Raw genomic sequence first — 15,852 nt, forward strand, 5'->3', positions numbered from 1 at the left:
AGATGCAGGCGCATGGCCTCATGCGCCTGCATCACCTTGTTTACGCGGCCTGAGCCTCGGGGTTGAAGCGGCCATAGAAGCTCTGACCTTTCTCGGCCATCTCGCGCAGCAGCGGCGGGCAGGCGAAACGCTCGCCATAGGCTTCGGTCAACTGATCGCAACGCTCGGCTGCATAAGGCGTGCCGATGATGTCCAGCCAGCTGAGCGGGCCACCGGACCAAGGCGCAAAGCCCCAGCCAAGAATCGCGCCGACGTCGCCTTCGCGGATATCTTCCAGAACGCCTTCTTCCAGCGCGCGGACCGCTTCCAGAACCTGCGCGAACATCAGGCGTTCCTGCACTTCGATCAGGTCGGGCTGCTCAGCGGCCAGCGGGTATTTGTCTTGCAGACCCTTCCAGTATTCGACGCGCTTGCCTTTGTCGTCATAGTCGAAGAACCCGGCATTGGCCTTGCGGCCCAGACGACCCTGCTCCTCCATCCAGAAGATCAGATCGTCCGACGGGCTTTCGGGATAGGCATCGCCCATCGCCGCCTTTGTCGCGCGTGCGATCTTGGCGCCCAGATCAATCGAGGTCTCATCCGTCAACTGGACAGGCCCAACGGGGAAACCCAATTGCCGCGCGGCATTGTCGATCAGAATGGGGCTGACGCCCTCGGTGATCATGCGCGCACCTTCGTTGATGTAGGGGATGATGCAGCGGTTGGCGTAGAAAAAGCGCGCATCGTTAACCACGATCGGCGTCTTCCTGATCTGGCGCACATAGTCCAGAGCCTTGGCCACCGCGCGATCCCCGGTTTCGCGGCCCTTGATGATCTCGACCAGGAACATCTTTTCAACAGGTGAGAAGAAGTGGATGCCGATGAACTGATCCGGACGAACACTCGCCTTCGCCAAGTCAGTGATCGGCAGGGTCGAGGTATTCGAGGCAAAGATGCAATCCTCGGGGATGATCGCCTCGACCTTCTTGGTCATCTCGGCCTTGACGCCGGGGTCTTCGAACACAGCCTCGATGATCAGGTCGCAGCCTTTCAGATGCTCCAGATCGGGGGTGGCTGTGATGCGCGACAGCAGGGCTTCTTTCTTCTCAGCCGTCGCTTTGCCGCGTTTGATCCCCTTATCCATATAGCTTTCGCTATAGGCCTTGCCCTTGTCGGCGGCCTCCTGATCGCGGTCGATCAGAACAACCTCCATCCCGGCCTGAGCCGAGACGAGCGCAATGCCTGCCCCCATCATGCCCGCGCCCAGAACGCCGATCTTCTTGACCCGCTGATCGGGCACGTCCTTGGGCCGCACCGCGCCTTTCTCAAGCGCTTCTTTGTTCAGGAACAGCGACCGGATCATCGCCGACGAAGACGGGTTCATCAGCACATTGGTGAACCAGCGCGCCTCGATCTTCAGGGCGGTGTCGAAATCGACCAGCGCGCCTTCGTAGATCGAACTCAGCAGAGCCTTGGCTGCCGGGAAGGCGCCTTGGGTCTTGCCGTTCACCATCGCGCTTGCACCCACGAAAGTCATGAAACCGGCGGGGTGGTAGGGCGCGCCGCCGGGCATCTTATAGCCCTTGGCATCCCACGGTTTGACCAGATCGGCATCCGATGCATTCAGAACCCATTCTTTCGCTGCCGCCACCGGATCATCCGCTACGGCGTCGATCAGTTGCGCGCCTTTGGCCTTCTTCGGATCCATCATTTTGCCTTCCAGCAGCACCGGAGCCGCCGCCATCGCGCCGACCATACGGCTGTATCGCATGGTGCCGCCGCCGCCAGGGAAGATGCCGAGCAAAATCTCGGGCAGGCCGATCTTGGATTTCGGGTTGCTGGTCATCACGCGGTGGTGACAGGCCAAGGCGATCTCGGTCCCGATCCCTGCGCATGTTCCGTTGATGGCGCAGGCCACCGGCTTGCCGCCTTTCTTGGTCTTGGGGTCCATGCCCGCCAGCTCAAGTCGACGCAGGATGTTATGGCCGCTCATGACGAAATCGAACAGCGCCTGTGCGGGTTCGTCACCGGCCTCCTGACGGATCGTGGCCAGCGTGCTCAGGTCCATGCCGCCCGCGAACGAGCCTTCCTTGCCACTGGTAATAACGATGCCCTTGATCTCATCATCGGCCAGCGCCTGATCGATCAGGTCGCCGACCAGAGCGAACGCTTCGCGCGACAGGACGTTCATGGATTTGCCCGGTACGTCCCAGGTGATGAAGGCGACGCCGTCTGCGTCTTTGCTGAGGGTGAAATCAGTCATTGTCATCTCCAATCTGGTCAGCCGTCAGTGGGCTGCCATCCTTGCGGGTAAAGGCGAAACCATCGGGGTCAAACTTCACCATCATGTCTATGTCGCTGTAATAGCCTGTCTCGGTCGGGGTCCGTGTGCCCACCACCAGAAAGGTCGCAGGCGCATCGGTTTTGTTCACTAGGTGGTGGCCGTTGGCCTCACCTGCAGGCCAGGCGGCACAATCACCGGGCAGCATCTGGTGCTCGCCATCATCATCGATCAGCACGCATTCGCCGCTGAGCATGATTGCGAACTCGTCCTGCTCCATATGGTAATGGCGCAGCGAGGACAGGCCGTTCGGTTCCAGACGCACGATGTTGACCCCAAACTGTGTCAGACCGTTCGCATCGCCCAAGGGCTGGACGTAGCGGTCGTCACCTGCTCTCGCCAGTTTGCCGGGATAGCCCGAGCCGTTCCGAAACGGGATTTTGGAAAGATCGATTTTAGGCATCAGACACGCTCGATAATCGTTGCCGCACCCATGCCGGACGCGATGCAGAGCGTGGCCAGACCGGTTTCCTTGTCCTGACGCTCCAGCTCATCCAGCAGTGTGCCGATGATCATCGCGCCGGTTGCGCCCAGCGGGTGACCCATCGCGATAGAACCGCCGTTCACGTTGACCAGCGCTGGGTCCACATCAAACGCCTGTTGGAACCGCAACACAACCGATGCAAAGGCTTCGTTCACCTCAAACAGGTCCAAATCGCCGATCTTCATGCCGTTGTCGGCGAGGATTTTCTCGGTCACCGGAACCGGGCCGGTCAGCATGATGGTCGGGTCGGTGCCGATCTTGGCGGTCGCCTTGATGCGCGCGCGCGGCTTCAGGCCATACTTCTCACCGAATTCCTTGTTGCCGATCAGAACAGCTGCAGCCCCGTCCACGATGCCCGAGCTGTTGCCTGCGTGGTGGATGTGGTTGATCCGCTCAAGATGCGGGTATTTGATCATCGCTACTTTATCGAAGCCCGGCATCTGCTCGCCCATCATCTGGAAGGACGGGTTCAGCGCGCCAAGCGATTGCATATCGGTGCCGGGGCGCATGTATTCATCACGGTCCAGAATGGTCAGGCCGTTCTGATCCTTGATCGAAATCACCGATTTCTCGAACCGGTTGTCCTCCCATGCTGCTGCGGCGCGTTTCTGAGACTCAACGGCCAGCGCATCCGCGTCATCGCGGCTGAAGCCATATTCGGTTGCGATGATGTCAGCCGAAATGCCCTGCGGCACAAAATAGGTCTCCATCGCCAGCGATGGGTCAACGGCAATTGCTGCGCCGTCGCTGCCCATGGCGACGCGGCCCATCATCTCAACACCGCCCGCGATATAGGCTTCGCCCGCGCCGCCCTTGACCTGATTGGCTGCAAGGTTCACGGCCTCCATGCCCGAGGCACAAAACCGGTTGATTGCCAGTCCGGGAATCGACTGATCCAGATCCGAGGCCAGAACTGCCGAGCGCGCCAGACAACCGCCTTGCTCCATCACCTGCGTGACGTTGCCCCAGATCACGTCCTCGACGGCGTGGCCTTCCAGATTGTTGCGCTCTTTCATCGCGTTCAGGGTCAGGGCGGACAGGCGCACCGAGGTTACTTCGTGCAGGCTGCCATCCTTGCGGCCCTTGCCGCGCGGGGTGCGCAGGGCGTCATAGATATAGGCTTCGGTCATGGGGTCTTCTCCTCAAGCTCGATCCGACGGGTTGCCGGGCATCAGGTCATAGGGGTGTTTCCAGCCGGGCTGTTCGCTGAGGCGGGTCAGCCAGGCGTCGATATGGGGCCAGTCGGCGCGGTCAAAGCCGAAGGGTTCGGGGTAATAGAGATAGCCACAGCAGCTGAAATCGGCGTTGGTTACGCCGTCGCCGACAATCCAGTCGCGGCCTTCAAGGTGGGTGTTCAGAATATCGTAGGCCGCTTTCAGACGCCCTTGGTTGAACGCGATGACATCCGGGTTGCGGTGTTTCTCGGGCAGGAAATTGATCAGGAATCGGGTCATTCCGGCCATTGAGCTGAGCTTGTGGTTGTCCCACAGAACCCAGCGCAAGATCTCATAATTTTCATCGCGGCCACCGCCGCCAAATTTACCCGATCTCTCGGTTACATAGGCCTGAATCGCACCCGATTGGCTGGTGCGAAAATCGCCGTCAATCAGAACCGGCGCTTCGCCCATCTCGTTTACTTCTGTGCGGTATTCGGGCGTACGGGTGGCGCCGTTGAAGAAATCGACAAAGACCGGCTCCCACTCCAGGCCAGACATTTCCAGCGCCAACGCCGCTTTGTACGAGTTTCCGCTTTCTCCGAAGCAGTGCAGTTTGATGGTCATGCGAACGCCCCTCCCGTGGCGTGTGTGGTTAGGTCGGAATTTCCGTATTTGAAACGAGAAGAAGGGTGGGACAGTTCTCGTTTTCGTAACGGTTCGTTAACGTTAATGGGGGCTTGATGTGAGTGCGGTACAGGCTGCCGAGCCGATGACCGTACGAGGAGAAGCCCCGCCGTCCCGGCTGAGTGCCACCTAGTGAGATCAGTTCCCGGATGGCGGGGTGGACGCGCCTCCATGTCTTCTTCTTGTTCCAAATACGGCCGCCGGAGGCGGATTGTACAACTGCCGCGCGCGCAGCGTTTTTTGGGGGCGCGATGCTCATCGCTTGCGCGACTCAAGCTCGGAGTTGAAGATGCGCAACTTGTGCGTCAGGTTTTCCTCATCAATCACGCTGTTGAAGTTCTCGAACAGAAACGACAGGGCCTCACCTTCATCCAATCCCGCCTCGCGCGCGAAACCACGGAGTTTGCGATAGCCATCCTCGGTCATGGCGACGGGAAATCGACGGGTCAGGCGAAAGCGTTTAGGCATCGTGTCTCCTCCGGATGTGGGCTCGGGCCGTCAGGCCCGAACCCAGACTGAGATCAGAAATTCGCCGCGTCCAGTGCCATTACCGTGTCCGCGCCGGTCTGGATGCGCGCCAGATGCATGGCTGTGGCGGGCAGGCGGCGGGCCATGTAGAAACGACCGGTTGTAATCTTGGTCTCGTAGAACTCTTTGTCCGAGGCTCCACCGTCCAGCGCTTCCTGAGCCGCTTCCGCCATTTGCGCCCACATCAGGCCCAGGCAGACATGCCCGAACATGTGCATGAAGTCATATGACCCGGACAGGGCGTTGTTGGGATTCTTCATGCCTTCCTGCATGAAGTACATGCCTGCGGCCTGCAGGTCCTTGGACGCGGCTTTCAGCGGTTCGATAAAGGCTTTGTCATAGGCTTCATCTTTGCCGCCGTTCTCCTTGCAGAAGGTTTTCACCATCTCGAAGAAGGCCATGACATGCTTGCCGCCATCCTGTGCCAGTTTCCGGCCCACAAGGTCCAGCGCCTGAACGCCGTTTGCGCCTTCGTAGATCATCGCGATACGGGCGTCTCGGGTGTATTGCGACATGCCCCATTCTTCGATGTAGCCGTGGCCGCCATAGACCTGCTGCGCCTGAACAGTCATGTCGTAGCCTTCATCCGTCAGGAAGCCCTTGATGATCGGCGTCAACAGCGAGATCAGCCCGTCCGCATCCTTGTCACCTGACCGGTGCGCCTTGTCGATCATCGTGGCACCCCACAGGATGAACGCACGCGCGCCCTCGGTGAAGCTTTTCTGATCCATCAGGTTGCGGCGAATGTCGGGGTGTACGATCAGCGGATCGGCGGGGCCGTCCGGGTTTTTTACGCCTGTTACATCGCGGCCCTGCAGGCGATCTTTTGCGTATTTCAAGGCGTTTTGATAGGCCGCTTCGGCCTGAGACAGCCCCTGCATGCCCACACCCAGACGCGCCTCGTTCATCATGGTGAACATGGCGCGCATGCCTTTGTGTTCCTCGCCCAGCAGCCAGCCGGTGGCTTCGTCATAGTTCATGACGCAAGTCGAGTTCCCGTGGATGCCCATTTTATGTTCGATCTTGCCGACCGATACGCCGTTGCGTTCACCCGGCGAGCCGTCTTCGTTGACGATGAACTTGGGCACGATAAACAGCGACACACCTTTGATGCCTTCGGGGCCGCCGGGGATTTTCGCCAGCACCAGATGGATGATGTTGTTGGCCATGTCGTGATCGCCAGCCGAGATAAAGATCTTCTGGCCGGAAATCTTGTAGCTGCCGTCGCCCTGCGGTTCAGCCTTGGTGCGCATCAGGCCCAGATCGGTGCCGCAATGCGGTTCGGTCAGGTTCATGGTGCCGGTCCATTCGCAGCTGACCATGTTGGGTAGGTATTTATCTTTCTGCTCGTCGGTTCCGTGCGCCAGAATGGCCGAGGCCGCGCCGTGGGTCAGGCCCTGATACATGGTGAACGCCTGGTTTGAGCCCGAGAACATCTCGCCCACCGCAGTGCCGACGACATAGGGCATGTTCTGGCCGCCATACTCTTCCGGCATGTCGAGGCCCGTCCAGCCGCCTTCCTTCATCTGCTCGAAGGCATCTTTGAATCCTGTCGGGGTGTACACAATGCCGTTTTCCAACCGGCAGCCTTCGGTGTCGCCCACAACGTTCAGCGGGTGCAGAACATTGGTGGCAACCTTGCCTGCCTCTTCCAGAACCGCGCCGGTGAACTCGGCCTCCAATTCGTTGTAGCCGGGAATATCCGACTGCGAGACTTTCAGAACGTCGTGCAGGATGAACTGCATATCTTTGGTTGGCGCGGTGTAGACGGGCATGTGAAGCTCCCTTAATTCATATGTCCGAAAGGTCGGTCTTATTCAGCCGCCTTCTTTTCCTGTTTCATCGAGGCGAAAACCTTCTCGCCCCAGCGCAACTGCTCTTTCAACTCGTCGATGGCTTGCGTCAGCTCTTCGCGGCGCGATTCCATGTCTGCCAGACGCTCGCACGCGATTTCATAAGTGCGGGACATCTGGGTCAGCTGCTGGTCACCCACGTGATACAGGTCCAGAAGCTGGCGGATTTCCTCGAGGCTGAAGCCAAAGCGCTTGCCGCGCAGGATCAGTTTCAGGCGTGCGCGGTCCCGTTTGGTGAACAGGCGCTTCTGGCCCTCGCGGATCGGAAACAAAAGCTCTTTGGCCTCGTAGAACCGCAAGGTGCGGGGCGTGACATCATAGGTCTCGCACATCTCGCGGATGGTCAGCAGATCTTCGGTCATGGTTCAAACTCTCATCACTGGCGTCATGCAATCTGAGTTGCGCAGTCGATGAGCGTTTTACAACACACAAGTGACGTTTACGTAATGCGGACGCTGCGTCACAAATATGTTGACGTAACATCCGGTCGCGTAAAGCAGGGGTTTCGGCAATTTTCTTGCCGTAGGGGAAGGTCTATTTCAGCAGTTCAACGGTCTGGTTGCGCAGTTGCTGCAGCGCATCCATCGCCTCATCCAACTGCGCGCGTTGCTGGCGCAGCTCTTCCATCTGGCGATCCGCCATTTCGATAAAGGTCGCCATCTGCGCCTGATTGCCCTGATCTTCGTAGATCAGCAGCCACTGCCGGATCTCTTCCAGAGGAAACCCGAACTTTCGCCCCCGCAGGATCAGTTTCATGCGTGCACATTCACGGGGGCCGTAGAACCGCGACCGGCCTTCGCGGTCGGGCTGCAGCAATTCGATATATTCGTAGTAGCGCAAGGTGCGCGGAGTGACATCGAACTCGGCGCACATTTCTTTGAATGACAAACGGGTGTCGGACATTCCGGGTCTCCTTGGCAGCAACCTAGGGCGTCGTCGCGGCAAGCGCAACAGGCGGGCTTGCTCTTGGCGCAAACGCAGGCCCATAAAGGGGCAAGTACAAGGACAGGACCCAACCCCATGGTCGACAAGACAGTTTTAGCGCGGCAATTCATCGAGGCGATTCCGCACGCCAAGGCCCTGGGGCTTGATCTGACCCATATCGGAGAGGGCGAGGCCGAAATCTCAATGCCCTATAACGAACAACTGATCGGTGATCCCCGGACCGGCGTGATCCATGGCGGTGCGGTCTCGGCGATGCTGGATACCTGTTGCGGCGCAGCAGTGATGAGCCACCCCTCAGCGCCCGGTGGGACAGCCACCATCGATTTGCGCATCGACTACATGCGGGCCGCAACACCGGGGCAGAGCATCCGCACGCGCGCGACCTGCTATCACATCACGCGCAACGTGGCCTTTGTGCGGGCGACGGCGACGGATGACGACAGCGACCGGCCTGTTGCCACCGCCTCCGGCGCCTTTACGGTGGAGGGTCGCTGAGATGGCAAGGCCTCGACCCGAACCGATGCAGGTGGTCAAGCAACGCCGTGACGACGCGCTGAATGCGCTGGTCGAAGGTGTGCCTTATATCCGGTTCCTCAACATCAACTTCGACCGTCGCGGCGATGAATTGACCGGCGTTCTGAATTTTGATGAGAAACTGATCGGCAACCCGTTTCTGCCCGCCATCCACGGCGGCGTTACGGCGGCCTTTCTGGAAGTCACCGCCGTGATCACCTTGAGCTGGGAGCATATGTTCCCAAGGATTGAAAGCGGCGAGATCGGCGCTGAGGATATCCTGACGGGTGAGAATATCCGTTTTCCCAAGACCATCGACTTTACCGTCGACTATCTGCGCTCGGGCCTGCCGCGCGATGCTTATGCGCGCGCTTTCATCAACAGGGCAGGGCGGCGCTATGCCTCGGTGCGGGTTGAGGCGTGGCAGGACAATCACGCCAGATTGTTCGCGCAAGGTACGGGACATTTCCTGATGCCGCAGCCTCCGACATCGAAAGACTAGCGATGGAAGACGCAACCGCGCCCATCACGCATCGGCGCGTTCTGAAGATAGCTTTGCCGATCGTGTTGTCGAATGCGACCGTGCCGATCCTCGGGGCGGTTGATACCGGCGTTGTCGGCCAGATGGGGCAGGCGGCTCCGATTGGTGCGGTGGGCATGGGCGCGGTGATCCTGTCGGCGATTTACTGGATATTTGGTTTTCTGCGCATGGGCACCACCGGTCTGGCTGCGCAGGCCCGAGGCGCGGGAGACACTGCCGAAACCGGAGCGTTGCTGATGCGCGGGCTGCTGCTGGGTGGTACTGCCGGGCTGATCTTCATCGCAGTGCAGGTCTGGGTGTTCCTTGGGGCCTTTGCCCTGTCACCTGCCAGTCCCGAGGTCGAGGCGCTGACGCGATCCTATCTAGAGATTCGCATCTGGGGTGCGCCGGCCACCATTGCCTTATACGCGGTAACGGGTTGGCTGATCGCGGTCGAGCGGACGCGTGGTGTGTTCATCCTGCAGGTCTGGATGAACGGGCTGAACATCCTTCTCGACCTGTGGTTCGTACTGGGGCTGGGATGGGGCGTAGAAGGCGTCGCCATCGCTACTCTGATCGCTGAATGGACAGGTCTGGCGCTTGGCCTCTGGCTGTGCAGCGCGGCGTTTGGTGGCAATCAGTGGCGGGACTGGCCGCGCATCTTCGACCCCGTTCGCCTACGACGGATGATGCAGGTGAATGGCGATATCATGGTGCGCTCGGTGCTGCTGACCGGGGCATTCACCACCTTTCTGTTCGTGGGCTCCGATCTGGGCGACGTGAACCTTGCGGCCAATCAGGTGCTGCTGCAGTTTCTGGAAATCACAGCCTTTGCTTTGGACGGCTTTGCTTTCTCCGCCGAGGCGCTGGTCGGCGGAGCCGTCGGTGCGCGGGATCGCCTGCAGGTCAGGCGCGCATCGATTATGGCGTCGCAATGGGGCGTGGGCGGCGCGGTGGCGCTGGCGCTGGTGTTCTATCTGGCCGGGCCCGCGCTGATAGATCTGATGACCACCTCACCCGATGTGCGAAATGCTGCGCGCGAGTACCTGTTTTGGGCCGCGCTGGCGCCGGTCATCGGCGTGGCAAGCTGGATGTTCGACGGTATCTATATCGGTGCCACCTGGACCCGCGACATGCGCAACGCGATGATCCAGTCGGTTGCGATCTACGTGGTGGCGCTGTTCGTGCTTGTGCCCGCCATGGGCAATCACGGGCTCTGGGCTGCGCTGATGATCCTGAACACCGCGCGTGGTGTCACGATGGGCTGGCGCTATCCGCGGCTTGAGGCACAGATCGCCTAGAGAAGGCTCAACAGAGTCTCGGGCGGGCGTCCTATGGCCGCCTTATCGCCCGCGATGGCCAGCGGGCGTTCGATCAGGATCGGATGTTCGGCCATGGCCTGAATCAATGCCTCATCGGGCGAAGCTTTGGTCAGACCAAGCTCTTTGAACTGCTTTTCATCGGTCCGCATCATGCTGATCGCCGGAAGGCCCAGCTTGGCCAGAGCCGCGCGGATTTCATCTGCCGAGGGCGCGTCCTCAAGGTATTTGCGTATCTCGACCGGCGCGCCGTTTTCCTCAAGCAACGCCAATCCGGCGCGCGATTTGGAACAGCGCGGGTTGTGCCAGTATTCGATCATAACCAATCCTCTCGCTTGCTGCCGACCGCCTGCGCCACCGATGAGAACCCATCGCGGGCCAGCAGCTTGTCCAGCCCGTGGGCGATCTCGGCGGCCAGTGAAATGCCGCCATAGACCATGGCCGTATAGAACTGAACGGCAGAGGCCCCGGCGCAGATCTTGGCATAAGCCTGTTCTGCCGTGCCGATGCCGCCAACCCCAATCAGGGGGATGTCACCGCCGGTCAACTGGCTGAGCTTTGCCAGCACACGGGTCGATTTTTCAAACAGCGGCGCGCCGGACAGCCCGCCTGCCTCGGCCTTATGCGCACTGCGCAGCCCGTCGCGCGACAGGGTGGTATTGGTGGCGATGACGGCATCCACGCCGGTCTCATAGGCGACTTCGGCGATGTCCTGCAGTTCGGCCTCGGCCAGGTCCGGGGCGATCTTCAGGAAGATCGGGATCGGGCGTGGCAGGCCGTTGCGTGTGTCGATCACGCCGCTCAGCAGCGCGCTCAGCGCCGCCTTGCCCTGCAGGTCGCGCAGCTTTTCGGTGTTGGGGGATGAAACGTTGACGGTGGCAAAATCCAGATGCGCCGCGCAGTGGGCCAACACCTTGGCGAAATCTCTGGGCCGGTCGTCGCTGTCTTTATTGGCGCCGAGGTTCAGGCCGATCACCGCGTCCTTGGGACGATGGGCCAGACGCCCTGCCATGACTTCCATCCCTTCGTTGTTGAACCCGAAGCGGTTGATGGCCGCGCGATCTTCCGACAGGCGGAACAGGCGTGGTTTTGGGTTGCCGGGTTGCGGGCGGGGGGTGACCGCGCCCACTTCGACAAAGCCGAAACCTGCCTGTGACAGAGGGGTCAGGGCCTCTCCGTTCTTGTCGAACCCGGCGGCCAGACCGACCGGATTGGGCAGGTCCAGACCGGCGACACGGGTTTTCAAACGGTCCGACGTGACAGGACCCGGCGAGGGCGCAAGGCCCGAGGTCAGTGCCTTGATCGACAACCCATGCGCGGTTTCGGGATCAAAACGATGCAGGGCGGCCAGCCCCAGTTTCTCGGTCAGTTTCATCCGAAGGAAGCTCCACCTTCTGTCGGCGCGCAGCGGATCAGGCGCGAGGTTTCAACAGCCGCCTGCCGATGTATCACGGCGGTGCGATAAGACGGGTCCGTCACCATTTCCAGAAACGCATGGGCGGTGGGATAGCGGGCGATGAACACCTCGTCCCATGCCTCGTCCTGCGGGCCGATCAGCGTTGTCTGGAATGTGCCGCGCCAGAGGATCGATGCACCGATACGGGCGATGATGGGCGCGGTCTCGGCCCCATAATTGCGATAGGCCTGCGCGCCGGTCAGCCCGGCACCAGCGAGTGGATGGTCAGAGGGATATTCCGCCACAGCACGGAATTTCACCAGATTGAGCATTTCGATCGGGTGTTCCCGGTCGAGGCCTTTGAACGCCTCGAACTGTTCGCGCTCGGGGTCGACGAAACCGGTCATTGCATATCCGCCGGGAACTGGTGGACCTGACCGTCAAAGGGTAGCGGACGTGCCCATATCATGTCCGACATGCGAAGCTGGCGGTAGAGATGCGGAAACAGGGCTCCACCGCGCGAAACCTCCCATTTCAGGTCGTCGCCCATGACGTCGGTGTCGCAGGCCAGCAGCGTCAGGCCATCGACACCGGCAAAATGCTTGGCGGCTGTTTCGGCTGCCTGCGTGGCGGTCGAGAAATGGACGAACCCGTCGGATACATCAATCGGCGCACCATTCGAGGACCCTTGCGCTTGCAACGTCGCCCATTCATCGGCGCGAAGTATCTTGTAAATCAGCATGCAGCCCTGATGCCCCGCGCGAAGGGTAGAATCAAGCCGGATTTCCCCCTTTGACTCTTCGCCGCACAAGGCGCACCATCGCGCAAAACAATCACAGGGAGTTTCACGATGTTCACCCGATTTCTGGCTTCGGCTGCGGTACTCGGCCTGTCGGCTGGCATGGCGGCGGCCGAATATAAGCTGACCATTCTACACACCAATGATTTTCACTCGCGCATTGAGCCGATCAACAAATATGACAGCGGATGCGGTGCCGAAGACAATGCCGAGGGTAAGTGCTTTGGCGGATCGGCGCGTCTGGTGACAGCGGTGGAAGAGGCGCGGGGACGGGCGGAAAATTCGATCCTCGTGGATGGGGGCGATCAGTTTCAGGGTTCTTTGTTCTATACCTACTACAAGGGCAAGGTAGCCGCCGAGTTCATGAACAAGCTGGGCTATAACGCGATGACCGTGGGCAACCACGAATTTGACGATGGCCCCGAGGTGTTGCGCGGTTTCATCGACTCGGTCGATTTTCCTGTCCTGATGTCAAATGCGGATGTCGCGGACGAAGAGCTTTTGACAGACAAAATAAAGAAATCCGCCGTAATCGAGGTGGGCGGTGAAAAGATCGGCCTGATTGGACTGACGCCGGAAGACACACATGATCTTGCGTCGCCCGGTCCGAACATCACCTTCTCGGACCCGGTACCTGCGGTTCAGGCCGAAGTGGATAGGCTGACCGGAGAGGGCGTCAACAAGATCATCGTCCTCAGCCATTCAGGTTATGGGGTCGATCAGCGCGTGGCGCAGGAAACCACGGGTGTCGACGTGATCGTTGGCGGCCATTCGAACACCTATCTGTCGAACACGTCAGACAAAGCGGCGGGGCCGTACCCGACCGTGGTGAATGGGGTGCAGATCGTGCAGGCCTATGCCTATGGCAAGTTCCTGGGTGAACTGAACGTGACTTTCGACGATGATGGCAATGTCGTTTCGGCTGTCGGTGAACCGCTGATCATGGACAATTCCGTAGCCGAAGATCAGGGTTCGCTGGACCGCATAGCCGAACTGGCGGCTCCGCTTGAGGAAATTCGCAACAAGGTTGTGGCCGAGGCGGCAGCGCCAATTGAAGGCGACCGGTCGATTTGCCGTGTGCAGGAATGCGAGATGGGCAACCTTGTCGCGGACGCGATGCTGGCGCGGGTCGCAGAACAGGGCGTCCAGCTTGCGATTGCGAACTCGGGCGGTCTGCGGGCATCGATCGACCCGGGCGAGGTGACCATGGGCGAAGTTCTGACCGTGCTGCCGTTCCAGAACACGCTCTCGACCTTCGAGATCAGCGGCCAAGGCGTCATCGACGCGTTGGAAAACGGGGTGAGCCAGGTGGAAGAGGTCAAGGGCCGTTTCCCGCAGGTGGCAGGGATAACCTTTACCTGGGACCCGTCGGTTGCCCCGAACGAAGGCCGGATTGTCGAGGTGATGGTCGCCAATGGCGATGGATTTGCGCCTATTGATCCCGCAGCCACCTATCTGGTTGTCACAAACAACTATGTCCGCAACGGTGGTGACGGGTACAGCGTCTTCTCAGGTGATGACAAAAACGCCTATGATTTCGGACCAGATCTGGCGGACGTCACGGCCGAATACCTGGCCGAGAACGCGCCTTATCAGCCCTATCTGGACGGGCGCATCAAACAGAAATGATTTTCTGAATCTTTACAAGATAAAGGCCGCCTGTACGGGCGGCCTTTTGCATTCAGTCGAGATCGTATTCCGGCCAAAGCTGGGGATCAAATCCGTCAAGCATCGGCTGGATATGCTCCGCCACCTCGCGCCATCCGCCGATGGAACTGGTCGAGATTTTCTTGCGGACCTGATCGATGCTGGCGGTGCGGACCTGTTTGGTATTCTCTTCGGGATGCATCATCCGTTCATCCCACGCAATGTCGCAGAACGCGGCGACTTTCTGGCTAAAGGTCCTGGGGTCCGAGACGAGCTGTTCATACGGGATCGTCAGGATGCGATCGCCGAACACCTTGTCCCAGTGCGCCATGTACCGCCGGTAGAGATTGGCCGAATGCGCGATTGCTTTCAGGTTTGACGCATAGCGCATACCCGGAGCCGGGAAACGCCTGATCCACTTTGATAGCCCCACATCTCGGGGATCGCGCATCATGTTGATCACGCGGGCAGTAGGAAACGCGGAAAGCAAGAAGCCAACACGTTGATAATTATGTGGCATCTTGTCGACAAATGCGGCGGAACCTTCCGGGATCGGCGGCATCAGCTTGCGGAAATCCCTTGCGTATTCAGTTGCGGCTTTCGCATCGAATGGTTGTTGTTCTTCAACAATGGGAACGGAAAGATCAGCGCCCAGCGTCAGCTCTCCGCAGCCGACAATATCGGGCAGCGAACTCAGCATCATCTCCATCAGGGTCGTGCCGGATCGGGGCTGCCCGATCACGAAGATCGGCTTGGGGCCGTCATCCTCTGTCGCGTAAATAACCTCGTCTCTGGATGGGAAAACATTGCAGGTATCTGCGACCTTTTTCTCTTCCAGATCAAAGTCATACGGATTGGCTTCATGCTGCGCCTCGTTGGCATGTGCAAACTGCGGCAAAGCTGCGGCCATTCCATCACGGCGCGAGATTACCTGTGCTTTGGCAAACTCCAGCACAGAGTTGACGTGATCGCTCTCAGCGATTGCATGGTCGATGGCCTCAGCCAGCGGTCCGGCTTCGTCTTTTGCGACGGACATCGACAGCTGATAAAGCGCTGCGGCACAGTGCGGATTGACCTTAAGGACAGACTGGAAAATACGAGTCGCGGCTGCCTTGTCACCCGACTGATGCAGGTTGTTGGCCATTCCTAAGGCAATATCTTCAATCTCTGGTGCAAGTGCGTAGGCGCGCGCAATATCCGCCGAGCTTTGATCAACAAAACCAATTTTTTCATAAGCCCGTGCGCGGACAGCCAGAAAGTTTGAGTTCTCGGGGTCTTTCTGCAGACGTTGCGTAGCGTGATCGATGATCAGGCGCCAGTTCTTGCCTTTCAACTGAATCTCGTCGATGACGCGATTGAGTTCCTTATTGTTTGGAAACTGATCAAGCTTTTGTTCGGCATAGGACAGCGCGCGCGGTATCTGACCTGTCTGCATCAAAGCGTTCGCGAGGTTTTCGACGAATTGGACATCGTCAGGTTTTATGCGTGATGCCTCGACGAAGTGCGGAATCGACTGCTTATAGCGTTTCATTTCGGTCAGGACGAAACCCGCAATCGCATGATAATCCGAGTCTTTCGGGAACTTTTTGACACCCAACTGCGCTTTCTTCAGGGCTTGGGGCAGTTTGCCCGCATCAAGATCACTCAGCGCTTTGCTTTTGAGGGATTTCACTTGTTGTTGTGCCAT

The 15,852-nt window shown here is 59.4% G+C and carries 17 protein-coding genes; 4 read left to right on the forward strand and 13 right to left on the reverse strand.

Translation table 11 applies throughout. From position 1 onward, the window contains the following. Positions 1–40: 40 nt before the first annotated feature. The 8 genes from ACR0K9_RS01590 to ACR0K9_RS01625 form a co-directional block, all read right to left on the reverse strand. Complete coding sequence (locus ACR0K9_RS01590; protein WP_480820216.1) at positions 41–2,242, reverse strand: 3-hydroxyacyl-CoA dehydrogenase NAD-binding domain-containing protein; 2,202 nt, start codon at positions 2,240–2,242, stop codon at positions 41–43. Further along, positions 2,235–2,723, reverse strand: a complete 489-nt coding sequence (locus ACR0K9_RS01595) for a cupin domain-containing protein (protein WP_170669797.1) — start codon at positions 2,721–2,723, stop codon at positions 2,235–2,237. The genes ACR0K9_RS01590 and ACR0K9_RS01595 overlap by 8 nt, the downstream gene beginning before the upstream one ends. Continuing rightward, positions 2,723–3,934 carry an acetyl-CoA C-acetyltransferase gene (locus ACR0K9_RS01600; RefSeq protein WP_480820218.1) on the reverse strand — a complete coding sequence of 404 codons (1,212 nt, stop codon included), beginning with the start codon at positions 3,932–3,934 and terminating at the stop codon, positions 2,723–2,725. Before ACR0K9_RS01600 ends, ACR0K9_RS01595 begins: the two co-directional genes overlap by 1 nt. A 12-nt stretch (positions 3,935–3,946) precedes the next feature. Then, the gene (locus tag ACR0K9_RS01605; RefSeq protein WP_480820220.1) at positions 3,947–4,585 is read right to left on the reverse strand and encodes a glutathione S-transferase family protein; all 639 of its coding nucleotides are present in this window, start codon (positions 4,583–4,585) and stop codon (positions 3,947–3,949) included. 315 nt (positions 4,586–4,900) lie between these two features. Continuing rightward, positions 4,901–5,113 carry a hypothetical protein gene (locus ACR0K9_RS01610; protein WP_480820222.1) on the reverse strand — a complete coding sequence of 71 codons (213 nt, stop codon included), beginning with the start codon at positions 5,111–5,113 and terminating at the stop codon, positions 4,901–4,903. Between the two features lie 53 nt (positions 5,114–5,166). Continuing rightward, positions 5,167–6,948, reverse strand: a complete 1,782-nt coding sequence (locus tag ACR0K9_RS01615) for an acyl-CoA dehydrogenase C-terminal domain-containing protein (RefSeq protein ID WP_480820224.1) — start codon at positions 6,946–6,948, stop codon at positions 5,167–5,169. A gap of 38 nt (positions 6,949–6,986) precedes the next feature. Then, positions 6,987–7,388 (reverse strand): MerR family transcriptional regulator, encoded by a 402-nt coding sequence (locus ACR0K9_RS01620; RefSeq protein WP_480820226.1) that lies wholly within the window; start codon positions 7,386–7,388, stop codon positions 6,987–6,989. A 172-nt stretch (positions 7,389–7,560) separates the two neighbouring features. Beyond that, the gene (locus ACR0K9_RS01625) at positions 7,561–7,929 is read right to left on the reverse strand and encodes a MerR family transcriptional regulator (RefSeq protein WP_480531464.1); all 369 of its coding nucleotides are present in this window, start codon (positions 7,927–7,929) and stop codon (positions 7,561–7,563) included. Between the two features lie 117 nt (positions 7,930–8,046). Here ACR0K9_RS01625 and ACR0K9_RS01630 point away from each other — a divergent pair, with 117 nt between their 5' ends. Genes ACR0K9_RS01630 through ACR0K9_RS01640 form a run of 3 tightly spaced genes read left to right on the forward strand, consistent with a single transcriptional unit; the run spans position 8,047 to position 10,305 of the window. Next, complete coding sequence (locus tag ACR0K9_RS01630; protein ID WP_010438901.1) at positions 8,047–8,466, forward strand: PaaI family thioesterase; 420 nt, start codon at positions 8,047–8,049, stop codon at positions 8,464–8,466. 1 nt (position 8,467) lies between these two features. Next, positions 8,468–8,986, forward strand: coding sequence for a PaaI family thioesterase (locus ACR0K9_RS01635; protein ID WP_480820228.1), 519 nt, complete (start codon positions 8,468–8,470; stop codon positions 8,984–8,986). A gap of 2 nt (positions 8,987–8,988) precedes the next feature. Next, positions 8,989–10,305: an MATE family efflux transporter gene (locus ACR0K9_RS01640; protein ID WP_480820230.1), complete on the forward strand. Its 1,317-nt coding sequence runs from the start codon at positions 8,989–8,991 to the stop codon at positions 10,303–10,305. Here the strand turns inward: ACR0K9_RS01640 and arsC are convergent. The 4 genes from arsC to ACR0K9_RS01660 are packed head-to-tail and all read right to left on the reverse strand — an operon-like array spanning position 10,302 to position 12,461. Next, positions 10,302–10,643 (reverse strand): arsenate reductase (glutaredoxin), encoded by a 342-nt coding sequence (gene arsC, locus ACR0K9_RS01645; protein ID WP_480820232.1) that lies wholly within the window; start codon positions 10,641–10,643, stop codon positions 10,302–10,304. The genes ACR0K9_RS01640 and arsC overlap by 4 nt on opposite strands. After that, positions 10,640–11,698, reverse strand: coding sequence for a quinone-dependent dihydroorotate dehydrogenase (locus ACR0K9_RS01650; RefSeq protein ID WP_480820234.1), 1,059 nt, complete (start codon positions 11,696–11,698; stop codon positions 10,640–10,642). Before ACR0K9_RS01650 ends, arsC begins: the two co-directional genes overlap by 4 nt. Continuing rightward, entirely contained in the window at positions 11,695–12,126 is a 432-nt protein-coding gene (locus tag ACR0K9_RS01655; protein WP_480820236.1) for a DUF1330 domain-containing protein, read from the reverse strand. Before ACR0K9_RS01655 ends, ACR0K9_RS01650 begins: the two co-directional genes overlap by 4 nt. Further along, complete coding sequence (locus ACR0K9_RS01660; protein WP_480820238.1) at positions 12,123–12,461, reverse strand: DUF952 domain-containing protein; 339 nt, start codon at positions 12,459–12,461, stop codon at positions 12,123–12,125. Before ACR0K9_RS01660 ends, ACR0K9_RS01655 begins: the two co-directional genes overlap by 4 nt. A 108-nt stretch (positions 12,462–12,569) precedes the next feature. Between ACR0K9_RS01660 and ACR0K9_RS01665 the strand changes: the two genes are divergently transcribed. Next, entirely contained in the window at positions 12,570–14,147 is a 1,578-nt protein-coding gene (locus ACR0K9_RS01665) for a bifunctional metallophosphatase/5'-nucleotidase (protein ID WP_480820240.1), read from the forward strand. A gap of 52 nt (positions 14,148–14,199) precedes the next feature. Here the strand turns inward: ACR0K9_RS01665 and ACR0K9_RS01670 are convergent, their stop codons facing one another. After that, on the reverse strand, positions 14,200–15,852 hold the full coding sequence (locus ACR0K9_RS01670) for a tetratricopeptide repeat-containing sulfotransferase family protein (RefSeq protein ID WP_480820242.1): 1,653 nt from the start codon (positions 15,850–15,852) through the stop codon (positions 14,200–14,202).

The sequence above is a fragment of the Ruegeria sp. L12 genome, from assembly GCF_056531745.1.